Origin of the sequence: Bremerella sp. JC817, from assembly GCF_040718835.1 — a bacterium.
In the GTDB taxonomy this organism is placed as follows: Bacteria; Planctomycetota; Planctomycetia; order Pirellulales; family Pirellulaceae; genus Bremerella.
On record NZ_JBFEFG010000280.1, the window covers coordinates 347,203 to 370,883 of the forward strand.

Here is a 23,681-nt window from a genome sequence, read left to right on the forward strand (position 1 = left end):
TTTAAGAAATCTCACGGGATACCGTAGCTTCTTACTCTGGCTTCATTCAGGTCCCTCTCAGAACGTACTATCTTGCGCAATTCCCAGGCAATTGCTTGCTACGCTTTTGAGCTCGCGAGCTAAACGGGCACTTATTACACCACCCATAACAGGGATTTCCGGCTCCTGATCAATCAGGACGTTTCGGTTGTGCGGCTCGATATGGAAGAGGAGGGGAGGGTTTTGTCAGTCTTTCCGCTGTTTACTTGCCTTTCCTATCTCCTCAAATTATGATCACTGATAAACTTACCCAGTTTCCACCGACAGACCGACGACAGCATGCCAGTTATGTGGGAGACTACTAACAGGCCGTGCTCCGGACGTACGTCCGTCTTTTCACCTTCTCAAGTTAAGAACACATCCAGGGATCTACTATGGACTTGCGACTCATCAAGCTGTGGTCGTTGCTCGCGGTCGCTCTCATGTTGACGCTGAGTGCAAACACCGCCTTCGCTCAGACCACCGACGACGACGACGATGACACCACCACCGTTGCCGCTGGTATCTTCGTCGATGCCCAAGGTGTGCTGAAGATGCGTCGCGCACTCGATCCGACGGGTCAACTGATGCGTCGTCGCGTGCAGCAAGCCGCTTCGGTTCTTCCACCAGAACTGAATCGTCCGAGCAAGCTTCGTAAAGTCTCGCTCAATCGCCTTGAAAAAGCAGTCGCGGAAGCGGTTGCCAAGGGTGGCGGTATCCCAGACGAAATGAAGAACCTGGCTGGTCTGAACGAGATCCAGTACGTCTTCTATTACCCAGACACGAAAGACATTGTCATCGCCGGTACGGCCGAAGGCTATGTTCGCGATCTGAACGGCGTGAACGTCGGGACTTACTCCGGGAAGGCCACGCTGCAGTTGGACGACCTGGTGGTCGCTCTGCGTGCGTTTGCTCCTTACTCGAAGGGAACCAACGACGTCGGCGTCTCGATCGACCCGACTCAGGAAGGCCTGGCCAAACTGAATCAGGTGATCGCTTCGATCCCACAAACGAGCGTTCGTCCTGGCGACACCCAGGCCATCGTCAGTGCGATGAAGAACGCCCTCGGCCTGCAGGTCGTTTCGGTTCGTGGCGTCTCGCCAAACACTCACTTCGCTCGCGTGATGGTCGAAGCCGACTATCGCATGAAACTGATTGGTATCGGGCTGGAACAGCCACCCGTCAACATTCCTAGCTACGTCGAAAAGGCCCGACCAGGCTCGATCGCCTCGAACGCGATGCAGCGTTGGTACTTCGTCCCGAACTACGACTGCGTCAAGGTTTCGGAAGATGGCCTGGCGATGGAACTGATGGGCGAAGGGGTCAAGCTGATCGGTGCCAGCGAAATGGTCACCATGCAGGGTGGTCGTCAGCAGACGAACGCCGTCGATCGTTCGAGCTATATGTTCACCTCGACCTTCACCAAGAAGTATGGCGAACTGGCCGAACGGGAAGCGGTCTTCGCTCAACTGCGAGACCTGATCGACATGCTGATTGCTGCCGCTTACATCCAGGAACAGGATTACTACCAGGAAAGCGGTTTCGACCTGGGTGTCTTCGCGGACGAAGATTCGTTCCCAGTCGAAAACCTGGCCGCTCCTGAAACGGTCGAAACGGCCGTCAACGCGATCTGGAAGGGCAATCGACTGCTGACCCCAATCGGCGGCGGTGTCGAAATCCGAGCCAAAGAAGCCCTCACCCCTGAAAATGTCCAGCAGGACGAAAAGGGTGAACTGGCCGAAACGCAGAAGGGTATCAACCTCGATAACCTGGCCGCTGGTCAGTGGTGGTGGGACTAGTTTCCCTCCCTCGCCCTACGAGTTGAATTCAAACCAAGGCCGAATCCAATGATTCGGCCTTGGTCGTTTCTTGGGTCGGCCCATCCCCCACTCCGGTCAGATACCCGGTTATCGGCCTGAAAAGAACGCGCTATAATGAAGGCCGAATCTCAAAACGAACCCCCAACGCAATTAAGGGAAAGACGATGAAAGTCGCCACCATCGAAACCAACAAGGGCACCATCAAGCTGGAACTGTTCGACGACAAAGTCCCCAAGACGGTCGCCAACTTTGAAAAGCTCGCCGGCGAAGGCTTCTACGATGGGCTGAAGTTTCATCGCGTGATTCCTGACTTCATGATCCAGACTGGTTGCCCACAAGGCACCGGCACCGGCGGTCCTGGCTACAAGTTCGCCGACGAATTCCATCCAGACCTGAAGCACGACAGTCCTGGCATCCTGTCGATGGCCAATGCCGGTCCGAACACCAACGGATCGCAGTTCTTCATCACTCACACCGAAACCCCTTGGCTCGACAACAAGCACTCCGTCTTCGGTAAGGTTACCGAAGGCCAGGATATCGTCGATGCGATCGAACAAGGCGACAAGATGGAAAAAGTGACCGTCACCGAAGGCTAGTCACCAGCCTTTCGTCTCCGCCCAAACAAGAAGGCGGCCTCACACGTTGAGGTTGCCTTTTTTTATGAACGCTACTTCGGTTGCGGCTGAATGCGATCGACCACCACCACGCGCACGTCGCACACATTGGTATGGGTCGGCCCGGTCTTCACCAGGCGGTCGAGCGGTTGAAAGAAATGGTACGCATCGTTTCGCTTGAGGAACGCTTCCGGATCGAGCCCTTGCTGCCGCATCGCCTCGACCGAGCTGGCATCCATCCAGGCTCCAGCGGCATCGGTCGGGCCATCTTCGCCATCGGTCCCGCCACTCAAGATCGCCATCCCTTCGAGCGGATTTGCCGGTTGCTTCTCGATCGCCTCTTGCAGGGCCGCCAAGATCAGTTGCTGGTTACGACCACCCAGTCCACGTTCCGCTTCGTCGGCCAGTCGCACGACCGGTTCGCCACCGGTGATCAGACAATCGGGACCAGCTTCGCTTCGCATCTTCATTCCCATGCGAATCAAGTGCTGTCCAACTTCCTCGGCTTCGCCTTCCATGCCGGTCGAACAATGCATCACGTGCGAGTAGCCTCGCTTCTCGGCTTCAATCCCAGCCGCATCGACCGCCACCGCGTTGTTGCCGATGACATAGTTCGCCACGCCACAGGTCGTCCGCGAATCGTTACGCGGATGATGCTCCGCTTTCGCCTCGAGCACGCTCATCACGTTCTTAAAACGCTCGATCGAGTCGGCACCGAATGATCGCAACACGTTCAACGCATCTTCCGCGGTCGTCGAGTTCGGCACCGTCGGCCCTGACGCGATTACGTCGAGCGGATCGCCGAGCACGTCCGAGATGATCAAGCTGACTAGATTGCCAGCCTGACACTGCATCGCCAGGCCATGTCCTTTAAATCGGCTGAGCTGCTTACGAACCGTGTTAAGCTGTTCGATGTTCGCCCCATTGGAACTGAGAAACCGAGTCAGGTCTTGCTTCTCTCCCAGGCTGATCCCATCAATTGGCGAAGGAAGCAAGGCGGAGCCTCCACCAGAGATCAAACAGATACAAAGGTCGTGCACCGTCATCGATTGACAAAGCTGCAAGATCTGCCGCGTGATCTCGACTCCTTCGACGGTCGGCGAGTTCTGTCCGGCAGGGCGTCCCGCTTTGAGCTGAATGTGCGACAACGCTTGCACGCAGTCGGCCGGCACCGACAAGATTCCGTGCACGTGCTTTGACTCTAAAACCTCTTCCCCCAGCGACCGCTGCAGACCGACCGCCATACCGGCCCCCGCCTTGCCGCCACCAACCACAAAGATCCGTTTGATCGCCGGCAAATGAAATTCGGAATCGCCCACGTACAGCGTATCGCCGGCCACTTCGACCGCGTCGTACACCAACTGGTCACTACGAACGGCATCGACGCCCGCCTGCCAGATGGCTTGGACATCTTCGGCCAGTTGTTCCGGAGTACGTTTCATGGTTGTTCCGCGTTCTGCTTAGTTCGGTTACGAAATCCGGACGATGTCGGTCCATTGCTGCTTCTGTTCGACCAGGATGTGCCCCAGGGGATTGTCTTCGTCAGCACAACCAACCAGGCCGACAAGATAACCGGTTCCCTGGTAGTCGAAACGGCCAGCGATCGCCAGCCAGGGCGTTCCCTCGCCATGTTCTCCTGGCAGGTTCGCTTGGGCGAAGAAACGTTGGCTGAAACCACGCGTGCTCATCTGCCCAGGCCAGCGATAGACGTCTGGTCGATGGGCTCGCACGACATCCATCATCTGCGGCAAGAAGCTTTCCATGAGCCCCCGCAAAGTCTCTTCGCTAAGGATGTCATGGCCGCGTCCTGCCGGGGCAACGACGATCGCGACAATCCTCACCGGTACGTTGTAGACCCGCACGGTGGGTCCCAGTAGTGACTTCGGTCCCGAGGGGACCATCGGGTCGATGGCGATGTCGACTGGGGTTACCTCCGGCGGCTCGTCTTTCTTAGGCCAGACAAACCAGTACGCCAGCACCCCCACGGCAATCAGGCCCAGTACCAGGCCGCCCAGCAAGGGATTGGGGATAGGTATTTCTCCGAGGAAGATCGGAAAGATCACGACGCTGCTCTATCGATGAAGTGGACGACACCTGGAAAGCATCGATGTTACCGCAACCTGGCCAATGGTGCGAGCAGCAACTACGGTTGAAGCGTCTGGAATCGGTCGTCGTCGGTCGATTGGAAACCAGGAGCGATCTCGGGCCCGCGAACTGCTTCGTAAGTCGACACCGTCACGTCATCGAGAAAGACCTGACCGACATCGTTGAGCTCGAACGTCAGATACATCGTGTCGGCATCGCCGGTCGCGCGGATCAAACTGAACTCGGTCCAGTCGGTCGCTTCGGTCAAATGCAAACCGAGTTCGCGTCCCCCAAGTGAGTCGTGAATCAGCACCCCGCCCGATTCTTTCGAGAGCGGTTGAGGAATCCGGATCCATCCACGCACCAATACCAGACGATCTGGTTCCAGCTTGACCTTGGCACTTCGTACCGCGATGGGTGCCTGTTCCGGCCGGGCATAAAGTCCATCGGCATCAGGTGCGACCCGCATCGAGACGGAGTAGTTCCCACCGTGGGGCTGCTGAGGCGAGAACTCGACGGCCGAGTCGAAGCCTGGCTGGGGCATGATCTGCTGAATCCAGCCACTGGAAAGCACGAATGTCGGGTCTTCCATGTCGCCCCCTGGCAGGTGATTGGTGCCGGGGCGAAGGTACTGCAGGTTACCTTGCAATCGTGACGCGAACGGAACCAGGTCGTACGAAATAAGTGTTGGGTTGGTCAACGCGAAGCGATACTGCTGCGCGAGCTGTTCCCACTGCAATCGCTGCACGGTGGCCACCTTGCGTTCCGCTTTTTGAATATAGTCGTAGGCTGTTTGCAGGTTGTAGTCGGCAAACAGCGTGCGAGCCTGACGAATGTCGGCCCAGGCCTGATCGATCCCGCGACTAATCGCCGGGGAATCGGAAGGGGACTCTAGTTGCTGTTGAACGTTGCGAGCCAATTCAAACTCTTGGCTGATCGCTTCCATTCGCAAACGGACGATCTCGACACGATGCCGTTCACTGCGTGCACGGATCGCTGAAACGACGCGTGGGTCTTGCGTCAGCAAGATCAGCGAGACATGCTCACCCGGTTCAAGTTTGACCTGCATGTCACCCAGCCCGCGTGTGTGATCGACCGGATGAATCCCGGAGTCACCAATACGATGCGCTTCGGCGGCCATTGGCACGCCGCGCACATGAACCGTCACCTTCCGATCGGGCAGCGGCTTCACGACAAAGTGATCGTCCGGATTGGTCCGCACGGCGATCAACAGAATGGCCGTGTCGGTCGCCAACATCGATACATGAACGTTCGGATCTTCCGAGAACGCACCGTCACGTGGGGTTCCCTGAGCGACCCAGGGATAGATCAACTCCATCCGCCGATTGATGAGGTCGAGTGCCGTCCTCCGCGAAAGGTCGACCGGGTGATCCGAGTTCAGCGGCGTGTTGCTCTCGAACACAATGCCACGCACACCGTTGGACAGTGCCAGGAAAACTTCTTTCTCGAGCTGCTGTGGCTGGAATGCCATCGGAACTTGCGACTCTTGAGAAAGCAACGAAACCTGACGCTGGGTGTTCGGGCTGAACTGCGTTGGCACGACGGCCCAGCGGGTCACACTTGGTGAAGCAAACAGACTCCACGATTGCATCCAGCGGGCATAGTCCGACAACGTCTGCGAGGTGCCTAAGACCGGATGCCGCGAAGCGATGATCTCGCTGTGCTGGCTGAAGTCGTGGACCCGTCCCGGAGCGATCGCCAGGACCGGCCTTGGCTTCCGACCATCCAGCAGACGCAGGTCAGCCGCGCGAATCGCAAAGTCAGAGAAACCATCTTCTCCATCGGTAATGGGTAGTTCCCAGGCCAGCACGCCTGATTGATCTTTCGGCTCGCGTCCTTCGGGCGGCGAACTGACACTCCACATGTTGTATCGCAGCAGTTCCTGCTGAAGACGCGGCGAAGGAGCCTGACTGGTTCGAATGGCCGTGAAGCCAAGTCCCTTCAGGAACCCGAGAGGCTCGCCGTTGTAATCGATGATACGTGGCACGGCGGGGTGATCGTTCAGTTCGATGACCTGACCATTGGAGGCGGACTCGGCCCTTGGCGGTGCCAGTTGCACGTTGGCCCCGGTGGTGCCAGACATCCCACGGATGCCTCCCGACATGGTGACATGCTGCGAGGTGGTTTGCGTTTGAGGAACGTTGAGCAGGCCTTCCCCTTCGAGGTCGTCGATCTGCACCCGCATCAGGCCGGGCTGCGAATAGAGATTCAACTCGATCAGATCGACATACGCTTCGCGTGGATCGAACTGGGCTCCGTATTCGCGCCGGAGTGCCGTGACTTGCTCGTGAACCATTCGGTCGATCTGGCGAACGCCAAGCTGTGTCCAGCGGTCCGGATGGTTACAGCGATCTCCCAAGATTCGTGTCGTGATCGGACGCCGAGTCCGCGGATCGAGGCTCCGAGGAAAGACAACCCGGGCCGCGATCTGGATGCCTGGCCGATCGGTCTTCACCCAGACCGAATACTGAAGGTCGGGCACCACGCGAGCCGGCGCGACCGTATGGCCATAGTAAGCATACGAACCTTGTCCCAGCCGAACGACAATCTGTTCGCTGCTGGCCCCCATGTGCGAGTCGCCCACCTTACGTTGATGTTCGATCTGGCTGATCGGAGCGTCGGCGGAGGAAGGACGCCAGGTCGTGACGGCAGATTCAAAGTCCTCGATCACTTCGCCGCGCGCGCAGCGGACGCCGGTCATGTTGCTAACAAGCATCATGCCCAGCAGAAGGATCAGAAAATGGGTTGCCGCGTGACGTGATTTCACGCCCAATGTTTCCTGGATTCAACAAGATGTTTCTTTGGCCGTAAGTCGTGCTTGTACCTAGATTTAGAAATGGATTCCAGATCAATCACGAGGCAAAAAAACCACATGTCGAAATGCTTCCACTTTTTGGCAATTTCCACAAGTTGTTTGCCACTGGTGGTTTAGGTCGCATAGACTGGATGCTTGCACGTTCGTGGCACGAGGGCTGCAAATAATCGTGTCAGAAGCGAACAACTCAATTGCGGAGAATCATCATGAGCCAAGCCAACGAACGCATCGAAGACCAAGCCACCACCCAAGACGAATTGCCAAAGGACCTGGTTGAGCTGGCCATCATGATTGCCAAGTTGCCAACCGAACATCGCGAAGTCCTGGAACCAGCGGTGAACAAGGTCATCGAAAACAGCCGTCGTCGTCGCCGGATCTATACCCTGGTCCAGGAAGCCCTCAGCCAACTGCGGTTGGACATGAAGTACCTGATGTTTGACCTGGAAGCGACTCGTCGCGAACGCGATCAGTACAAAGCCGACTCCAACGGCAACGACGAAGACATCTAATCCCCCCGGTTAGAAACACCCCCCATCGAGCCTACCTCAAGCGTGGCAATGCAAGACCCAGGCGGGAGCAATTGCGTTGCCACGCTTTTTTTCTCCTGCCACTTTCCTGCCGGATCTCGCAGGGCCTGCCTAAGAAGTTTGTTGCCTCGACACCTGCGCGACCGGTACACTAAGACATGGCTGTTGGCACAACTATTGAGTGCCAAAGTCCTGCCTGGAACCAGAATTCCCCCCTGCATACGTTAGGAGTCCCTCTTATGAAGTCGGTTCTATCCGTCTTTGCGTCGTTGGCCCTGTTGGCTGCGTTTTCGGTCTCGGCCATGGCTGCCGATGAAGTTTTGACTGGTGAAGTGAAGTCGCTGGAAGGCGAAAAGGTCGATCTTTCCAAGTACAAGGGGAAGGTGGTCATGGTTGTGAATGTCGCCAGCAAGTGCGGCAAGACTCCTCAGTACGAACCGCTGCAGGCTCTGTACGAAAAGTATGGTGACCAGGGCTTCACCGTCCTCGGCTTCCCATGCAATCAGTTCCGTGGTCAGGAACCTGGCTCCGCTGCCGACATCCGTGCTTTCTGCACCGACAAGTACAACGTGACCTTCCCAATGTTTGAAAAGGTCGAAGTCAACGGCGACGGCACCTTGCCGCTGTACAGCAAGTTGAAGAGCTTCGACAGCGATCCTGGCGACGTGAAGTGGAACTTCGAGAAGTTCCTGATCGGCAAAGATGGCAAAGTGGTTGCCCGTTTCCGTACCCCAGTCGAACCAGACGACGCCAAGGTAGTGGAAGCGATCGAAACGCAATTGAAGAAGGACTAGTGCTCTTGGGCGAGACGCCTTGGATCACTTCCTTGCGATCAACAGAAAAAGCCGCTGGCGAATGTCGGCGGCTTTTTTGTTACTGGGCCCCCATACCCTTGGGTTTCTGATAATAATAGAAACAGTCGCTCGTAATATTCTTCTCGCTGGAAGGTTTTTTCGTTTTGCCCGAATCGATTCTTCAGAAGCAGCTGAAAAAGGAACAGCCGTTCGAGTCGATCGAGCTGGAAACCTTTCTGAACCTGCTTCGCTCGCACAACATGATCGCGGCCGCTCCTGGTCGTTTGATGAAGCGGCATGGTCTGTCCAGTGCCCAGTACAACATTCTGAAGATCCTCGATTCGCATCATGGCGAAGGGCTGCCATGCCTGGAGATCGTTCAGCAGATGGTCACCCGCGTTCCCGATATTACGCGACTGGTCGACCGCCTGGCCGAGGCCCAACTGGTCGAGCGCAATCGCAGCGAAAGCGATCGCCGCGTGGTCATGATTTCGATCACCCCCAAAGGACGCCAACTGGTCGAAACGATCCGCAGCCCATTGCTTGAAATCCACAAGCAAAACCTCGGGCACATGACCGAAGATGAACTCTTCCAGTTGAACCAACTGCTGGTGAAGGCCCGGATGCGAGCAGAAGCCACACCTCTTTGCGACGGATCTGAATAGACCATCTATGTGTGGCATCGCGGGCGCGTTCTGGGTTTCTCCTGAAAACGAGGTGAGCGAAGAAGTTCTCCGGCGGATGACCGACAGCTTGTCGCATCGCGGGCCGGACGACTCCGGCGTCTACCATCGCTCGCCGAGAGATCTTCAGCCTTACGGCCTGGTGCCAGGTATCGGGCTCGGGCATCGTCGCCTTTCGATCATCGACCTCAGCGGCGGTCATCAGCCGCTGGCCAACGAAGACCAGTCGGTGTGGACCGTCTTCAATGGCGAAATCTTCAACTACAAATCATTGCGAGCCCGTCTGGAAGGTGCCGGTCACACCTTTCAAACTCACAGCGATACCGAAGCGATCGTTCATCTGTACGAAGATGAAGGGCCAGAACTGTTCTCGCACTTCAACGGCATGTTCGCCATCGCGATCTGGGACGCACGACATCGCCGCATCGTGCTGGGTCGCGATCGCCTCGGGCAGAAGCCGCTGTACTACACCATTCAAGGCGACCGGTTGCTGTTCGGCAGCGAACTGAAAGCAATCCTTCAGGTACCTGGCGTCTCGCGTGAGATCGATCCCGGCGCGATCGATGCCTACCTGACGTATCAATACGTTCCGCATCCGCAATGCATCTTCCGGGGCATCCACAAACTGCCGCCGGGGCATTACCTGACCTTCGATGGCAAGCAGCTCACTGTCAAGAATTATTGGAAGCCTGACTTCTCGAACGAGATCAACATTTCGCTAGAGGCTGCCAAGCAGGAACTGATTCGATTGTTCACCGATTCGGTTCGATTGCGACTTCAGGCCGACGTTCCGCTGGGGGCGTTTCTTTCGGGCGGGATCGATTCGTCGCTGGTGGTGGCGACCATGAAGAAGCTGACCGATCAGAAGGTGAAAACCTTCTCGATTGGTTTTCCGCAGAAGGAATACGACGAGACCAGTTATGCTCGCCAGGTTGCGATGCACCTGGGGACCGAACATCACGAGTTTCAGGTCACGCCTGATGCCCTCGAGATGCTACCGAAGCTGATCCATCACTACGACGAACCATTCGCCGACAGCTCGGCGATTCCGACCTGGTACGTCGCCCAGAGGACCCGCGAACATGTCACCGTCGCGCTCAGTGGCGATGGCGGCGACGAGCTGTTCGCCGGATACGATCGCTACCGAGCCGTTCGCCTGGCGGCATTGGTCGACATGCTCGGTCCGGTCGGTCGCTTTGGCTCGAAGGTCGGCATGAAGTTTCTTCCGGCAGGTGGCCCACAGAAGTCACGACTGAGGCGCGCTCGCCGTTTCGCCGAAGCAATCGCGATGACGCCAGGACGACGTTACCTCGACTGGATCAGTATCTTCAACGAAACGCGTCGCAGCGAGCTTTACGCCGACGAGTTCGTCGAAAAGCTGCCCGATGTCGATCCGTATGCGTTCCTGAACTCGGCCTGGAAACGCGTCGGCAAACGCGACGTGATGACGGCCGCCTCGCTGGCCGACCTGACGACCTATTTACCGTGCGACTTGAACACGAAGGTCGACATCGCATCGATGGCCCACGCACTCGAATGCCGGCAACCGTTTCTCGACTATCGACTCGCCGAGTTCGCGATCCGCTTGCCATCGAAGTGGAAATGGCGGATGGGTCGCGGCAAGTTCCTGCTGAAGCATGCCTTCGGCGATCAGTTGCCGCCGAACATCTGGAAGCGACGCAAGATGGGCTTTGGTGTGCCGCTGAACACCTGGTTCCGCAATCAGCTTCGTGGTTTGCTGCACGATACGCTGCTATCTGAAACCGCGATGAGCCGCGGTTATTTCCGGCGTGATACGGTCGAGATGCTGTTGAAAGAGCACGACCAGAACCAGTTCGATCACAGTGCCCGGCTGTGGGCACTGTTGGTTCTTGAACTGTGGCATCGCGAATGGGTCGATGCCTAGTTCGTCTTAGCGGAACAAACGAGCTGGCTCGTCGGCCACTCGGTACAGCTTGTTTGGCTGCAGGTTCTTCGTCTTGGTTCCCAGCGACAACGCCATCCAACCTTCGTGCAGCGCCAATTGATCGACTTTGAAGTCGGCCAATCGTGGATCGACACTGGCACCTTCCGGGAAGAGCGGGATCTCGTGTTTCTTCGAGAGCACCTTCAAGAAGACCGCCCGCAGGGCAATCTGATCGCGGAAGCCAAGTCGCTTGCCAGTCAGGAATACCGTACTATCGCGAACCAGCTTGGCGTCGTAGTCGACACTGGTTGGGCTATAGAGGGCCGACACTTCCAGGTCTTCCCAGCGGTTGTCGTCGACCTTCAGCTCGTCGATTCGAAGGGTCAACTGAGCCTGACCATCTTTGAATTCGACCCGGATCGGATCTTCCTTCGCGAAGGTGAACTTCACCTCGGCTGGCAGCTGTTCTGTTTCGCCCTGGATCGCCGGGAAGCGAGCACTGATCTCGTACAGAAACTCGTGCGGAGTCAGTTCGCGTCCACCCAGTCGCAACTGGCGGATCATGTTGTTCAAACCTGACTGATGCAGTTGAACACTCATCACGCTGCCGATCGGGCTACTAGGTCGCGGCGTGTGGGCAGCCAACTGCTTCGAGCCAGCACCACGGAAACGACCACTGATCGAACGACTGCTGGTGTTCAGATCAACCACGGATGGTTCAAGCCCCAAACGGCTCAGCGGTTCCACCACGTTGACATAGAGCTTGTCTTGCCACTGCTGAACCTTGCCGTTGAGTTGGTCGTTCAACTGCGTTTCGGCTTTGCTACGAACCTTGCGTTCGACTTCTTGTTCGGCGGCATACTTCTTGTCTTCGGTCTGGCCGCGAGCGACGTTGCGAACGATCGAACCGATCAGCGGAATGCCGTCGTAGTCGCTTTCCAGGTTGTCGACGCTGGTGGTCGTTTCGGCCCGAGCGACCGCAGGCGACACCCAGAAGCCCTTCGAGTTCACCACGACCTGCTTGGCCGCGTGATAGCGGGAACGACCTCGGTTGAAAATCGTGATCGGGCCTGAGTAGCTGCGGGTGCGGCTATCGACGTTGCCCAGCACTTCCAATTGAACCCGCCACTGCTGATTGTCTGGCACTGGGCGAACGTTCAAATGCATCTCTGCCCGACTTCGGCCCAGCACGCGTGCCCCAAGGATGAAGTCATCCACGTCGGCTTCGTCTGGTTTCAGTTCCGGCATGAAGGCCTGCATCAGTTGCTGGCTGACCTCGAACCGAGCATTCGCGTTGCGGTAAGTGTGATCGATCAGCCGACCATAGGCGACGATCGGTTCCTGACCATGATGCTGCAACAGGTTCGCTTCCATGGCGATCCGCTTGGCGTCGTCAGCCGACTGGTCCAGCTCGTAACGTTCAATCGTGGCCAAGGTGGTTTCCGGATTGAACGAGATCCCCAGCCAAGGGCGGAGCGAGTGGGCGAGGTTCACAAACGGTGGCTGCGAAAGCAACTGCCGCTGCGACTCGTCAAAATCGGTGCTTTCCAGACGCGAAAGAACCTGGCTGGCGACTTCCTGCATCCGCTGCGGCGTTGGATTGTCCATTGCCTGACGAAGCTGCTTGAAGCGAAGGTAGTCACTCCAGCTCAAGAGCTGGCCACCATCACGCAGCACCGCTTCGGCCGCTTCCAACCGCTGCTGCAAATCGCCCAGCGTCGTTGGCGAACCGTGGAGCTCGGTGCCATTCAAGATGATGGCATGGGCCTGGTTCCATAGATCCAGTCGTCGCAGCATGGCATAGTAGGTTTGCGAGACGTCGGTTCGTTCCCAGCCGAGTTCCAGCCCTTCGGCCAATGGCACGGCGTGGCTAACCACTTCCGCCAAGGTTCCCAGGTACTGCGTTGCTTGCGGGGTGCCAATGGACGACTCTTCCCGCAATTGGCGGAGAGCGCTGCGAAGCTCCTTCGACCATTTGCGGGCCGAAGTGTATTCGTCGAGACGACCAAGCATATGGTCGATCTGTGGCGTCTTCGGCCAGCGATACGCCAGCGGCCGGGCCATGTCGACTTGCGGCAGAACCTTCGGTGGATCGAGCGAAGGGAATGAGGTGCTCGAATTGTCTGGCTCGTCGGTGATGCGGTACAAGTTGCCGTCTTGGCGGGTATCTGGCTTGTACGAAATAAGCGGCATCCGTTCGAGGCTAGGCAGGTTGTGCGACAGCGACAACGGAATTTCGATGGTCGGGTCACGCCATGGGCTGACTTCAACCGGTGGAAGCATCTCGTCCGTTCCCGGCGTGATCAGCGTATCGACTGGCTTGTCCATCGGCTGGGTGATGTCGTTCGGGTCGGCTTCCGCAGGACCTTCGACCGGCAGCAACATGTCCCGGATCTTGTCGACCGCCTTGGGAAGTTGCTGATGCAGATAGCGCAGGTCAGGCAATCCCATCCCCGGTGGTACCGACGGAAAGGTCTCGCTTTGGTTTGCCGGGGCTGGTTCGGTTTGAACCTTCGAAAGTGGCTGGAACTGTTTCTGCACCGGAGGCTCCAGTGCCATGGTCGCCGGCTTTTCGAGAACCGATGGCATCGATTCTTCGACAGGCGCAGCAACCGCCCAACCGGCCTGGCCGATCATGGGCAACAGTATCGATACCAGCCAAACGCGGTATTGCCGTTTGGATTCCATCCGCCTTTTGATCATCACGCTCAAGAGAATACGCCGGGGGGTCATCGTCACTCGGTGAATTCGGACTAAGCCGTCTTCTCCCTACATCGGTCACAAACCGAGCGGATCTGAAACCTTGCCTGGAAAGATGCACTGCTAGCAGAAAACAGCGTGCGAGAACCCACCGAAACGCGCAGGCAGATAGCGTCAGAAACCACATTCGGTGGGAGATTGCCAGCAAAGCTGCCGGCGGAAGTCTACGAGCGGGCGGCGTTTATTCGGCTGGCTCGTCGGACGCGTCTTCTTCCGTAACTCGATAGATACCGACATGCGCCGGCGAGTAGACACGGACGTCCCAGTTCTCGGCGTCAGGAAGTTTCGCGCCGTCGTACTGCTGATCGAACTCTACAATCAACACGCTTCCGTCCGGAGCGTTCTCGATCAGGGTGTTGATTTGCTTGTCCATCTCTTCGATACGCGACACGAAGAATTCGTACGGAGGGCAGATAAACACAGCCCAAGGGGTCCGCGGCAGATTATCCAGTTCCTTCTTCACCCAGATAAACGAGTTATGGGCGTAGATCGAAACCTGGTCGACTACTTCCAGTTCTTCGGCGTTGGCCCGGATCAGCTTCGACGTCGGAACGTGGCGTTCAATCAGATGGGCGTGGATCGCGCCGCGGCTGATTGCTTCCAGCCCGAGGGCTCCGGTACCAGCGAACAGGTCGACGGCGATCTTTCCTTTGATCGAAGGGCCGACCAGGTTGAAAACCGCCTCGCGAACCCGTTCCTTCATTGGACGGGTACGCGTGTCCCCGGAGTACTCGATTCGCTTGTTCTTCAGTTGGCCACCGATGATGCGCATCGGCGTGTCCACCATCGGCTGCGATTGCGGGCCGGATCCACGATTGGGCTTCTTATTGGTGGGGCGACGTTTGGCCATGCAAGTCCAAGCAGGGGAGTAGGGAAAGACGCACTGTCGAGAAGCGTCTATAGTAACATGCTCCCCCCTGGTGCGCACCCCACATGGTCCGAAGAGATGAACGAAGAGCAGCGATTAACGATCGAAAAGTGGCGTCGGCGGCAGATTTACTGCGTGGCGATAGGCAACCTGGCGGCAATTATCGCCTTGATGGGGATCGCTCTGGGCAGCTTCATTCTGCTGGGAATCGGGGCGGTGGCATTTCTGGGCTGTCTGCTGGGTATCTTTGTGGGGGGCTACTGTGCTTCCCAGGCGGCCCGGTCTTCCTCGTCCTAGTTGCTTGCATCGCTTGGCTTTCGGGGGGAAAATAGGGCCTGTGGTTTTCGACGACTCCTCTTCTTTGGATTGGCTCTTTCTCCATGTCTCGAATCTTTCTTTGCGTTGCGTTGTTGGCATTGGTTGGCTGCGAAGGTAAACCGCTGGTCGATCTCCCACCCTCCGGCGAGTCGGCACCGGTCCAAGGGTCAGCTTCTGGGGATTCGACACCGACCAACGAACCAGCCTCCGGAGGCGCCCCGCCGGCTCTCACACCTGAAACGATGATTCCTCCAGGCGTATCGCCAACCGCACAGCCGCCGGCCGAATCGAAGCCAAAGAAGGGTGTCATCCACCAGACCACCGACGAGATCGTCAACGCCAAAGAGTGGTTGATGAAAGAAGGGATCGAGGTCAAAGATGGCAAAATCCAAGGCACCGATCCATTGAGTCAGGCCGCTTCGGGCTACTTCACCCTGGCCGCCCAGGCCAGCACGCTGGGTCTGAAGCACCAACTGCAGCAGTACAAAGCGGTAAACGGCAAGTCGCCGACCTATGCTGAATTCAAGCAGATGCTGCAGGACAACCGGATCCAACTGGCGAAGCTTCGCTGGTACGAAATTTACGCTTACAACGAAGATACCGGCACGATCTTGGTGCTGGTCGATACGGTCGCCCAGGAAGAAGGCCCGTAACGCTTTTGTCTTCTTAGGACGTACTCGGCCAACCGCAACGGGTCTGCAAAGCGGTTGGCATATCTCACGTCAGTGCGCCGGGTCGAGCGATTGCGCTGAATCCCCAGAATTTCTTTCCGCACAAGATAGATTCGTGACCTAGGTTTTCAATAGCAATCAATCCCGATCCTCTGATGCGTCTGCTCAGGGGGTCAGGTGCGGCTGCTACGGAACCAATTCTCTTAGCACGAAACCGCGGCGTTGCCGCACACTATCGAAGAGGCTCTCGCCATGTGGCGAACGCGTCCGCAATCACGTCGAGTATCCCGTTTCTTGCATGACAAAAAGGGCAAGCGAACCGGCGCTACGATTGTGGAAACTGCACTCGTGATGCCGGTTTTTTTCATGTTTGTGTTCGCGATTATCGAGTTTGGCCATGCCACGATGATCAACAACGTGCTGAAGAATGCCTGCCGTACGGCTGCTCGCTGGGGTTCCGCGACCGGAGCGACAACCGCTCAGGTCGAACAATATGCCCGCGACCGCATGGGCGGTGCCGTCAATCCTGCGATGGTCAACATCCAGATTAAAGACGCGAGCATGTTCGACACCGGCGGAGATGCTCCGAAAACAAACGCAGATTTCCAGGCAATGCCTGACATCGAACTCAAGAACGCCGAGCCGAGGCAGATGTTCATGGTCCGCGCGTCGATCCCTTACGGCGAGGTTTCGCTGATTCCTCAACCCTGGCTGGGCGGTGTCACGCTCAGCGGCCAGACCTTTACTCGTCACGAATAACCACTGGCCGACGACTCCCATACAGGAACTGACACGCTTTCATTGAAAAGCAACTTACGCACTTCGGTGCTTTATCTCATTCTTCTATTCCACTACCCAGTGCCATGAACCTATTCACGCGAAGACGAGCACTCAACAATCGACGGGCCACGGCAACGGTCGAATTTGCCGTGATCGCTCCGGTATTTTTAATGCTCATTCTGGGAATGTTGGAAGCCAGCCGGCTGTTCGATACTTATTCGCAACTGGCCCAGGCTGCTCGCGACGGGGCTCGACTTGGTGCCATGGATCGCGCCGATTGGGTTGCCAGCGGACTACGCTCGAACGACAAGATCATCGCCGACATTCGAAGCAGTCTTGAAGCTGCCGGGTACGACCCCGACAAGCTCGAGATCTCGATCGAACCGGCGAACAAGCCAGGCGAATCCTTCGATCTGGATGATCCCAATAACGATCTCGACTTATTCCAGGTACGCATTGCACTTCCATTTTCTGAGGTAGCCGCAATGCCTGTACCTGACGGAGTAGATTACGACCTGTCTACGGCCGTAATCTTCCGCAACACGCGGTCGACGATTGTTCAATAGTCATCAATTCTCTTGCGTTTCCGTTCCGCCCCCAATCAAAGCCAGTTGGCAATTGCGACTGCACTCCCCCGCAGGTACAGAGAGATAAGAGTCATGGCCAGTAAACGACACTTCCGGCTGAAGTCAGCACAACCGCGGCGTGGTGTGTTCATCGTCCTCGCGGCCTTCGTGATGATCGTTCTGTTCGCGTTCCTTTCACTCGGGATCGACTCTGGGTTGATCGCGATGGAACAGACCCGTCTGCAGAACGCAGTCGACGCGGCGGCACTGGCGGCTTCGCAGGAGATTACTTCCGCAGTCCAGGACGCTCCTCAGGGAGGCGATCCTAATTCCATCTCGCTTGAATATGCTCGCGAGATGGCAGTCGACGTGGCGGAACGCAATGGCGTTTACATTGACCCTTCCCGCGACGTGATCTTCGGCAAACGAACTTACAACGAAGGCACCGGCAAGTGGGACATCAACTGGAACGAAGGTCCGTACAACGTCGTGAAAGTGGTCGCTCACCGCGATCAGCCCGACATGTCGGCCCGTGATAGTTCGCTGGCCCTCGCCTTTGGCTGGGCCGTCGGTAAGCCGACGATCGATTTGAAAGCGGAAGCAATCGCCTTCGTCGAAGCACGCGACATGGTCGTGGTGCTCGACTTCTCGGGCTCCATGAACGACGACAGCCGCTACTCCTCGATCGGTCGCCTTGGCCAGGACAGCATCGAGAATAACATGGTCGACATCTTCAACTCGATGAACCCAAATGTTGGTAGCCTGACCTTCGAGCAGGACTACCTGACCATCGTGGGTGCTCCACCGACCAACGGCGGCGCACCACAAAACACCGTGACCTTCAAAGATCGCGAAGTCTTTGTCAAATCGACCAAGACCCTCAAGCGAGTGATGCTGTACTTCGACAACGGCCGTACCCAGACCTTCAGCGCCAGTGGCACCAGCGGAACCTTCAAGGGAACCGGCAGCTATAACGGTCGCCAGATCGATCGGGTTTATGTCCGGGCCGGCAATGCGACAGGCAACGGCGAAGAATTCCGCGACACCAACAGCGCGGTTAAAGATGCCTTCGGTCTCTCGAACTTGAAATACCCATACTCGCGTGGTAGCTGGGACGAGTTCATCAACTATTGCCGCGATAACGTTTCCAGCAGCAGCGGAAACCGGCAGAAGTATGGCAAGCTGAACTTTGTCGACTACCTGCTGACCAACCGTTATCACAACTACGAAACGCAGGACTTGTGGAAGTCGCCGCACTACCCGTTCCACGCGATCAAGAACGGTTTCTCATTGTTCCTCGACTTCCTGGAAGATCTCGACTTTGGTGATGAAGTCGGTATCGTTTCTTACGACGAGTCGTCGCGAGTGGAACATACACTGAGCGATGGCGACACCTACGCCAGCTTGAATGGCAACTGGATTTCAGACGAGTACGACACGCTCGATACCATCCAGCGACACAAGCAAGCCGGTCATTATGGTAGCTACACGGCCATGGGTTACGGCGTGAAGGAAGCGAACCAGCTTCTGCTCGATCACTCGCGTCACGGGGCTCGCCCAACGATGGTGGTAATGACCGACGGTAATGCCAACCAATACCCCTATGGATGGAGCCTGCCCGGGGACTGGAACTGGAACGAAATCACCGACTACGACGGCGACGGTCGGGCCGACTACACCACCGGCGACCGCTCGAAGCAGTATGCCTTGTATGAAGCGGTCGAAGCCCACAAACGGGGCGTGACCGTGCATACGATGAGCGTGGGTGCTTCCGCAGACCGACAGTTGATGACCGCCATCGCAGGGGCGTGCGGCGGAATTCACATCGCTGTGCCGGGTGGTTCCACCATTGCTGAACTGGAAGCCCAGATGCTGGAAGCCTTCCAGCAGATCGCGGCCAAGGTTCCACCACCGCAATTGGTCTACGACCTGACCCAGGCCCAGGAATAAGCCAAACTCCGACATACACCACGACGTGTCCAGCAAGGTGGTTGCCTTTGAAGTCTCGACTCGGGGCAACCACCTTGTGTTATTTCTTGTCTGGCAATTGGTTCGTTAGAATGAGGGAAGCATTCTAACGACGACACCACCTCTTCTGATTGCCGACCATGGACGATTCAAATTCCATCCAACACAGCGAGACCTTTCCTGTCAAACCGCCGATTAGCTGGGTGATGTTCCCACATTGGCCGGAAGATGGCGACCATTGGATTCATCCTGAAGATCGTCATAAGGCCGAGGGGCTGATTCCGAGCGATGTCATCTTTCGTCGCGAAGCAACCGACGACGATTGGTACGAGCTAAGCTACGGCGATGTGACGCTGAGGGCCCGCCCTGTCATGGTGGAAGAATTGCCGGAGCCAAAATACAAGATGGGCGAGATCGTCGAATTGGCCAACCAGATCGATGGCGACAAGATGTCGACTGGCCGAATCTATGCGATCCGCTGGAGCGACTATCACCGCGAACCCCATTACTATTTGATTCGCGGTGATCTCAAGAGCCAGAACGCTTATCTGGCCAAAGATTTAAAACCGTACGAGCCGCCGAAGGAATTTCATGCGATGCATACCTACGAGGACTAAACCTCGTCGGATGCTTACTTAACGCGTGGTGCCGGCTGCGGCGGAAGCGACCGAACCCGAGCCTGTTTCGGCCGCGGTGAAGGTAGCCCAGATCGGCAAGTGATCAGAAACGTCGCTGGCTTGTTCCTGGGTCAGCTTGAAGGCGGTCATCAAGTCGAGCACGCCCACGTCGCCGGTGAATTCGGTCGTCAATCGCCGATCGAAGACAATGTTATCGTAGCTCTTGGTTTGCAGCGTGTTCGTAGGCGTGCCTTGGACCGTAGCAAAGATGCCTGGAATCTTGCCGAGCATTCCGAGCTTGGTGTAGTCGACATTCAAGTCACCCAGCAAGATCACGTCGTCTTCGTTCGGGTTCGCCTGGCGGACCACTTCATACACTTCGGCCAACGCGTCCAGTTCCTGGTCGGTTTCGTCCGGGTCGGTGTGGATGTTGATCAACGTGAAGCTGAATGGCTGCACGCCTTCAGGGACGCGGGCACGGAACGAAGCGACATATGGTTCGCGGTGCAACAGGTCGAGCGGATCGTTGAGCGTGAAATCGCTCTTCTCGACGAACTCGATCTTGGCTGTGTTGTACAAGAATACGTACTGCTCTTTGCTCACCGTTCGACCGATACGAGGCCCGACCAGCGAGGCCCAGTGCGAACCATCGGCGTTGATCATTTCCAGCCAACGTGGAATGACGTCTTGTTCTTTGCTGCGTAGCTCTTGCACCGCGACGACGTCAAACGACTTGACCACCTGGGTCAAGACTTGCATCACCTCGGGCTTATCCATCTTCGATTGTCCGAAGACCTGGATATTGAAGCTGGCAATCCGAATCGACTCGCCCGGCTGCGCGGCCACGGTGGTCCCACCGGCAGGCGTCTGGGGCAATTGCTCCAGCATCTGCTCGACATTGCAGCCAGTAGCCGCAAACAGACCTACGAGAAACGCCAGCGACGAAAGAATAAGAGCACGCACCAGAAGCCTCCTTGCTATGTGCGGTGTCGATTCGTGATGGAAAGCAGGCCATCCTTCGGCCTACTCCCCAACAAATGCGGGGCAACCTTAGCGGAACGAATGGAACGCTTCCAGATCAGTCACTGCGTTGAAAGCAGGAAAAGCGTTGCTGCGGCATTCTTTTTCAGAAGACAACCCGGCGCGAACCGCTAGCAGCGGCAGAGTGATCGATGCGGTCGCGCCGTAAGAGATCGGCTGCAAGCCAAAGGCTTACAGCTTTTCAAGCGCACTGGCAGCAAGCCGGGCCGTGCGAGGGTTGTCGCTGGCCGCTGCCTTTTGCAAGGCTTCACGCACCGACGCGTCGCCCGAACCGATCTTGCCGATCGCCCAGATCGCTCGATCGCGGACTTCAGGCGGGGTTTCCGGTTGATTGATCGCAGCCGCTAACTGGGGCAGGGCAGGAGAGCCTGCTTCTTCGAGTCGGCCCACCAGCGTCGCCGCCCAATAAGCCGTTGGCGCTGCGGCAGTTAAGAGATCGATCAACGCGGGCAGCTCTTCTTTGGCAGGCGGTCCCAACTCTTCGAGGGCACCGTTCGCCCATTCGCTGACTTGTTCGTCTTCGTCGGCACAGCATCGACAAAGTGGAATCACAGCGGCCTGGGCCAAGTCGGTATTTTTAGCACAAGCCTCCGCGGCTTGCCGCCTCTCGTCGACGTTACTGCTTCCCAAAGCTTGGATTGCGATCGATGGCTCCATACAGTTGCTTTCTAGAAACAAAGTTGAGTCGGAGTTTTCTGCCCAATTCGCAAATTCTCAGCTCATTGAGCAGAATTGCGCTAAACGATCCACCCACATGGGGGTACCATGTCGGGTGAGGGGCATTGGCAGACCGGCGACGGGCTGCAACTCTTGGATCTATGACCGCACCTAGCTTAGCGCCAACGTGAGATTATGAATCCCCATTTCGTGAATAACCCGATGCCTTTTTCGGACAGTGCCGAAGAGGCCAGCCCCTCCGGCTCTCAAGATATCGAAACCGGTGGGACGCCGCCACTAAGCCGCGAGGCCCAGGCCAACCTCTGGCGTTACATCGACCATTTAGAGCGGTGGCGGCAATCGATTGGATTTGAGATCCACGACGGGCTGACGCAGCAAATAACAGCCGCACTGCTGTTTCTCGAGTCGTACCAGCGCGAGCAGCCCGATCCGACGACACTTGAACGCTGCCGGGCGATCCTGGAAGAAGCCCTGGCCGAGTCGCGTCGTTTGATCCAAGGGCTCAGCCCCAAAAAGCTTGATGACGAGGGGATCGAAGCGGCCTTGGCCGAGTTCCTCACGGTGCCGTCGGTGTCACTGGCTACGGTCGAGTTGGAAGTCGATGCCGAGCTTCCTTCGCTATCTCCCTGGCAACGGACCACGCTGTTCCGCTTCCTGCAAGAGTGCATCACCAACGCCCGCAAGCATAGCGAGGCCTCGAAGATCGCTGTCTCGCTCCACCAACAAGATGGCCAGCTTGTCGGCAAGGTAATCGACAATGGGATCGGCTTCGACCTGGAAACCGTCAAGCTGGTGGGCTACGGAATGCGAAGCCTTCAGCAGAAGGCAGATCTTCTGAGCGGTGAGCTCACGATCGAAAGTGCCCCAGGCAAAGGAAGTGAAATCACGCTCCGACTGCCAATCGCTGCCAAGTAGCCAAATGCAGGTGAAATCGATTTCCGCGCGAAGATTCGGGAATCGTCCTTGCTGCCAAGTTGCCGACCGCCTCACGATCCTTGACAATCGTGGGGAACTGGCCTCATCCCTTCGCCGGAAGGAATCGGAAACGGCAGCAATATGGCATTCACCCTCGTTCTGGCACTCGCCGCTCTGTTTCAATTGGTCGCAGTCGTCCTGGCACTGCGGCTCAATACAATCTATCGTCGTCGCTATGCCTGGCTGTTTATCTCTGGGGCGGGCATCTTGATGACCTTCTGGATCGGTGCCAGTTTGATCGACACCTATCGGAACCCGCCCGAGACCATCGTCTGGGAGCCGACCCTCTGGGTGCAAACCTTGGCAACGCTGCTGACTTCGATCTTGTTCTTCGCCGGGATTGGCACGATCGAGCCCCTGTTTAAAGAGAACGAAGCGGCCAGGGCTTTATTGGCCAGCGAGAACGCGTTGCTCAATCGCGAAGTGCAGCATAGTCGCGAAGAACTACAGCTCGCCCAGAAGGTGCAAGCGAATCTGCTGCCGCATAGTGCGCCTTCGATAGAAGGCCTGGAGATCGCCTTTCTGACCCGGCCGGCCGAATGGACCAGTGGCGACTACTTCGACTTCGTTCAGGTCAACGACCATCGCCTGCTGGTAACGGTCGCTGATGTTTGTGGCCATGGTCTTGGTCCGGCCCTGCTGATGACGACGTCGCGGTCCTATTTTCGCGGTATCTCGCACACGCGGAAGGAATGTCAGCCGATCCTGAATACCTGGAACAAGGTGATCAGTGACGACATCGAGACGGGCGACTTTATGACCGCGATCGTCGTGGAACTCGACCTGCACCAGCTGCGACTTTCGTATCTCGGGGCAGGGCAGAATGGTCTGTTGATCGACGTTGATGGCAGCCACCACGAACTAGAACGAAGCGGCCCCCCACTGGGCGTTCTACCAACCTTCCAATTCCCCGAACCGAATGTGGAAGAACTTCGCTCGGGCCAGGTTCTCGTGCTGTGCACCGATGGCATTCACGAAACAGTCGGACAAGATGGTAGCCAGTTTGGCATGCAGCGATTGGGGGATCTCATCGCCGATCATCGTCACCAGTCGGCCAGCCAGCTTGTGCAAACGCTCGACAGCGAAGTCATCGCGTTCTCGTCCGCACCGCAGCCTCAAGATGATTTGACCGCGGTGATTATCAAGATTCTGTAGA

At 57.1% G+C, this 23,681-nt stretch carries 21 protein-coding genes; 14 read left to right on the top strand and 7 right to left on the bottom strand.

What is annotated here, in order from left to right:
* Positions 1–413 precede the first annotated feature (413 nt).
* Together AB1L30_RS19675 and AB1L30_RS19680 are read left to right on the top strand one after the other, a co-directional pair.
* Positions 414–1,817 carry a DUF1598 domain-containing protein gene (locus AB1L30_RS19675; protein ID WP_367015226.1) on the top strand — a complete coding sequence of 468 codons (1,404 nt, stop codon included), beginning with the start codon at positions 414–416 and terminating at the stop codon, positions 1,815–1,817.
* Positions 1,818–2,002: 185 nt separating this feature from the next.
* Positions 2,003–2,434, top strand: coding sequence for a peptidylprolyl isomerase (locus AB1L30_RS19680; protein WP_367015228.1), 432 nt, complete (start codon positions 2,003–2,005; stop codon positions 2,432–2,434).
* A 71-nt stretch (positions 2,435–2,505) separates the two neighbouring features.
* Here AB1L30_RS19680 and AB1L30_RS19685 read toward each other — a convergent pair whose 3' ends face one another.
* The 3 genes from AB1L30_RS19685 to AB1L30_RS19695 all read right to left on the bottom strand — a co-directional run bounded on the left by AB1L30_RS19685 (position 2,506) and on the right by AB1L30_RS19695 (position 7,325).
* Positions 2,506–3,894, bottom strand: a complete 1,389-nt coding sequence (locus AB1L30_RS19685; protein WP_367015230.1) for a DUF4147 domain-containing protein — start codon at positions 3,892–3,894, stop codon at positions 2,506–2,508.
* A 27-nt stretch (positions 3,895–3,921) separates the two neighbouring features.
* Positions 3,922–4,515, bottom strand: coding sequence for a hypothetical protein (locus tag AB1L30_RS19690; protein ID WP_367015232.1), 594 nt, complete (start codon positions 4,513–4,515; stop codon positions 3,922–3,924).
* A gap of 80 nt (positions 4,516–4,595) precedes the next feature.
* Entirely contained in the window at positions 4,596–7,325 is a 2,730-nt protein-coding gene (locus tag AB1L30_RS19695) for a hypothetical protein (protein ID WP_367015234.1), read from the bottom strand.
* 254 nt (positions 7,326–7,579) lie between these two features.
* Here AB1L30_RS19695 and AB1L30_RS19700 point away from each other — a divergent pair, with 254 nt between their 5' ends.
* The 4 genes from AB1L30_RS19700 to asnB all read left to right on the top strand — a co-directional run bounded on the left by AB1L30_RS19700 (position 7,580) and on the right by asnB (position 11,283).
* Complete coding sequence (locus AB1L30_RS19700; RefSeq protein WP_345089953.1) at positions 7,580–7,882, top strand: transcriptional regulator; 303 nt, start codon at positions 7,580–7,582, stop codon at positions 7,880–7,882.
* Between the two features lie 320 nt (positions 7,883–8,202).
* Complete coding sequence (locus AB1L30_RS19705) at positions 8,203–8,694, top strand: glutathione peroxidase (protein ID WP_367016448.1); 492 nt, start codon at positions 8,203–8,205, stop codon at positions 8,692–8,694.
* A gap of 164 nt (positions 8,695–8,858) precedes the next feature.
* Positions 8,859–9,359, top strand: coding sequence for a MarR family transcriptional regulator (locus tag AB1L30_RS19710; protein WP_367015236.1), 501 nt, complete (start codon positions 8,859–8,861; stop codon positions 9,357–9,359).
* 7 nt (positions 9,360–9,366) lie between these two features.
* Complete coding sequence (gene asnB / locus AB1L30_RS19715) at positions 9,367–11,283, top strand: asparagine synthase (glutamine-hydrolyzing) (RefSeq protein ID WP_367015238.1); 1,917 nt, start codon at positions 9,367–9,369, stop codon at positions 11,281–11,283.
* Between the two features lie 6 nt (positions 11,284–11,289).
* Here the strand turns inward: asnB and AB1L30_RS19720 are convergent, their stop codons facing one another.
* Entirely contained in the window at positions 11,290–13,971 is a 2,682-nt protein-coding gene (locus AB1L30_RS19720; protein WP_367015240.1) for a hypothetical protein, read from the bottom strand.
* 253 nt (positions 13,972–14,224) lie between these two features.
* Positions 14,225–14,893, bottom strand: coding sequence for an RsmD family RNA methyltransferase (locus tag AB1L30_RS19725; protein WP_367015242.1), 669 nt, complete (start codon positions 14,891–14,893; stop codon positions 14,225–14,227).
* Between the two features lie 96 nt (positions 14,894–14,989).
* Here AB1L30_RS19725 and AB1L30_RS19730 point away from each other — a divergent pair, with 96 nt between their 5' ends.
* The 6 genes from AB1L30_RS19730 to AB1L30_RS19755 all read left to right on the top strand — a co-directional run bounded on the left by AB1L30_RS19730 (position 14,990) and on the right by AB1L30_RS19755 (position 19,831).
* Complete coding sequence (locus tag AB1L30_RS19730) at positions 14,990–15,208, top strand: hypothetical protein (protein WP_345089940.1); 219 nt, start codon at positions 14,990–14,992, stop codon at positions 15,206–15,208.
* Between the two features lie 83 nt (positions 15,209–15,291).
* Positions 15,292–15,882 carry a hypothetical protein gene (locus AB1L30_RS19735; RefSeq protein ID WP_367015244.1) on the top strand — a complete coding sequence of 197 codons (591 nt, stop codon included), beginning with the start codon at positions 15,292–15,294 and terminating at the stop codon, positions 15,880–15,882.
* Between the two features lie 270 nt (positions 15,883–16,152).
* Positions 16,153–16,659, top strand: a complete 507-nt coding sequence (locus tag AB1L30_RS19740) for a TadE family protein (protein ID WP_367016450.1) — start codon at positions 16,153–16,155, stop codon at positions 16,657–16,659.
* Between the two features lie 104 nt (positions 16,660–16,763).
* Positions 16,764–17,246 (top strand): TadE family protein, encoded by a 483-nt coding sequence (locus AB1L30_RS19745; RefSeq protein WP_367015246.1) that lies wholly within the window; start codon positions 16,764–16,766, stop codon positions 17,244–17,246.
* Positions 17,247–17,339: 93 nt separating this feature from the next.
* Positions 17,340–19,196 (top strand): vWA domain-containing protein, encoded by a 1,857-nt coding sequence (locus AB1L30_RS19750; protein ID WP_367015248.1) that lies wholly within the window; start codon positions 17,340–17,342, stop codon positions 19,194–19,196.
* A gap of 158 nt (positions 19,197–19,354) precedes the next feature.
* Positions 19,355–19,831: a hypothetical protein gene (locus AB1L30_RS19755; RefSeq protein WP_367015249.1), complete on the top strand. Its 477-nt coding sequence runs from the start codon at positions 19,355–19,357 to the stop codon at positions 19,829–19,831.
* 18 nt (positions 19,832–19,849) lie between these two features.
* On the opposite strand, the gene AB1L30_RS19760 is transcribed toward AB1L30_RS19755, so the two are convergent.
* Together AB1L30_RS19760 and AB1L30_RS19765 are read right to left on the bottom strand one after the other, a co-directional pair.
* The gene (locus AB1L30_RS19760) at positions 19,850–20,794 is read right to left on the bottom strand and encodes an endonuclease/exonuclease/phosphatase family protein (RefSeq protein WP_367015251.1); all 945 of its coding nucleotides are present in this window, start codon (positions 20,792–20,794) and stop codon (positions 19,850–19,852) included.
* Between the two features lie 249 nt (positions 20,795–21,043).
* Positions 21,044–21,529, bottom strand: a complete 486-nt coding sequence (locus AB1L30_RS19765) for a HEAT repeat domain-containing protein (RefSeq protein WP_367015253.1) — start codon at positions 21,527–21,529, stop codon at positions 21,044–21,046.
* A gap of 222 nt (positions 21,530–21,751) precedes the next feature.
* On the opposite strand from AB1L30_RS19765, the gene AB1L30_RS19770 reads away from it, so the two are divergent.
* Both AB1L30_RS19770 and AB1L30_RS19775 read left to right on the top strand, forming a co-directional pair.
* A complete protein-coding gene (locus AB1L30_RS19770; protein ID WP_367015255.1) occupies positions 21,752–22,465 on the top strand; it encodes a sensor histidine kinase in 714 nt (237 codons plus the stop codon).
* A 141-nt stretch (positions 22,466–22,606) separates the two neighbouring features.
* Entirely contained in the window at positions 22,607–23,680 is a 1,074-nt protein-coding gene (locus AB1L30_RS19775) for a PP2C family protein-serine/threonine phosphatase (protein WP_367015257.1), read from the top strand.
* The last annotated feature ends 1 nt before the right edge of the window (position 23,681 follow it).

What these genes read in the sequence shown, in the direction of transcription:
- AB1L30_RS19675 (WP_367015226.1), top strand. Translation starts at nt 414, where the DNA reads ATGGACTTGCGACTCATCAAGCTGTGGTCGTTGCTCGCGGTCGCTCTC.
- AB1L30_RS19680 (WP_367015228.1), top strand. Translation starts at nt 2,003, where the DNA reads ATGAAAGTCGCCACCATCGAAACCAACAAGGGCACCATCAAGCTGGAA.
- AB1L30_RS19685 (WP_367015230.1), bottom strand. Translation starts at nt 3,894, where the DNA reads ATGAAACGTACTCCGGAACAACTGGCCGAAGATGTCCAAGCCATCTGG.
- AB1L30_RS19700 (WP_345089953.1), top strand. Translation starts at nt 7,580, where the DNA reads ATGAGCCAAGCCAACGAACGCATCGAAGACCAAGCCACCACCCAAGAC.
- AB1L30_RS19705 (WP_367016448.1), top strand. Translation starts at nt 8,203, where the DNA reads ATGGCTGCCGATGAAGTTTTGACTGGTGAAGTGAAGTCGCTGGAAGGC.
- asnB (WP_367015238.1), top strand. Translation starts at nt 9,367, where the DNA reads ATGTGTGGCATCGCGGGCGCGTTCTGGGTTTCTCCTGAAAACGAGGTG.
- AB1L30_RS19720 (WP_367015240.1), bottom strand. Translation starts at nt 13,971, where the DNA reads ATGGAATCCAAACGGCAATACCGCGTTTGGCTGGTATCGATACTGTTG.
- AB1L30_RS19725 (WP_367015242.1), bottom strand. Translation starts at nt 14,893, where the DNA reads ATGGCCAAACGTCGCCCCACCAATAAGAAGCCCAATCGTGGATCCGGC.
- AB1L30_RS19730 (WP_345089940.1), top strand. Translation starts at nt 14,990, where the DNA reads ATGAACGAAGAGCAGCGATTAACGATCGAAAAGTGGCGTCGGCGGCAG.
- AB1L30_RS19735 (WP_367015244.1), top strand. Translation starts at nt 15,292, where the DNA reads ATGTCTCGAATCTTTCTTTGCGTTGCGTTGTTGGCATTGGTTGGCTGC.
- AB1L30_RS19740 (WP_367016450.1), top strand. Translation starts at nt 16,153, where the DNA reads ATGTGGCGAACGCGTCCGCAATCACGTCGAGTATCCCGTTTCTTGCAT.
- AB1L30_RS19745 (WP_367015246.1), top strand. Translation starts at nt 16,764, where the DNA reads ATGAACCTATTCACGCGAAGACGAGCACTCAACAATCGACGGGCCACG.
- AB1L30_RS19750 (WP_367015248.1), top strand. Translation starts at nt 17,340, where the DNA reads ATGGCCAGTAAACGACACTTCCGGCTGAAGTCAGCACAACCGCGGCGT.
- AB1L30_RS19755 (WP_367015249.1), top strand. Translation starts at nt 19,355, where the DNA reads ATGGACGATTCAAATTCCATCCAACACAGCGAGACCTTTCCTGTCAAA.
- AB1L30_RS19765 (WP_367015253.1), bottom strand. Translation starts at nt 21,529, where the DNA reads ATGGAGCCATCGATCGCAATCCAAGCTTTGGGAAGCAGTAACGTCGAC.
- AB1L30_RS19770 (WP_367015255.1), top strand. Translation starts at nt 21,752, where the DNA reads ATGCCTTTTTCGGACAGTGCCGAAGAGGCCAGCCCCTCCGGCTCTCAA.
- AB1L30_RS19775 (WP_367015257.1), top strand. Translation starts at nt 22,607, where the DNA reads ATGGCATTCACCCTCGTTCTGGCACTCGCCGCTCTGTTTCAATTGGTC.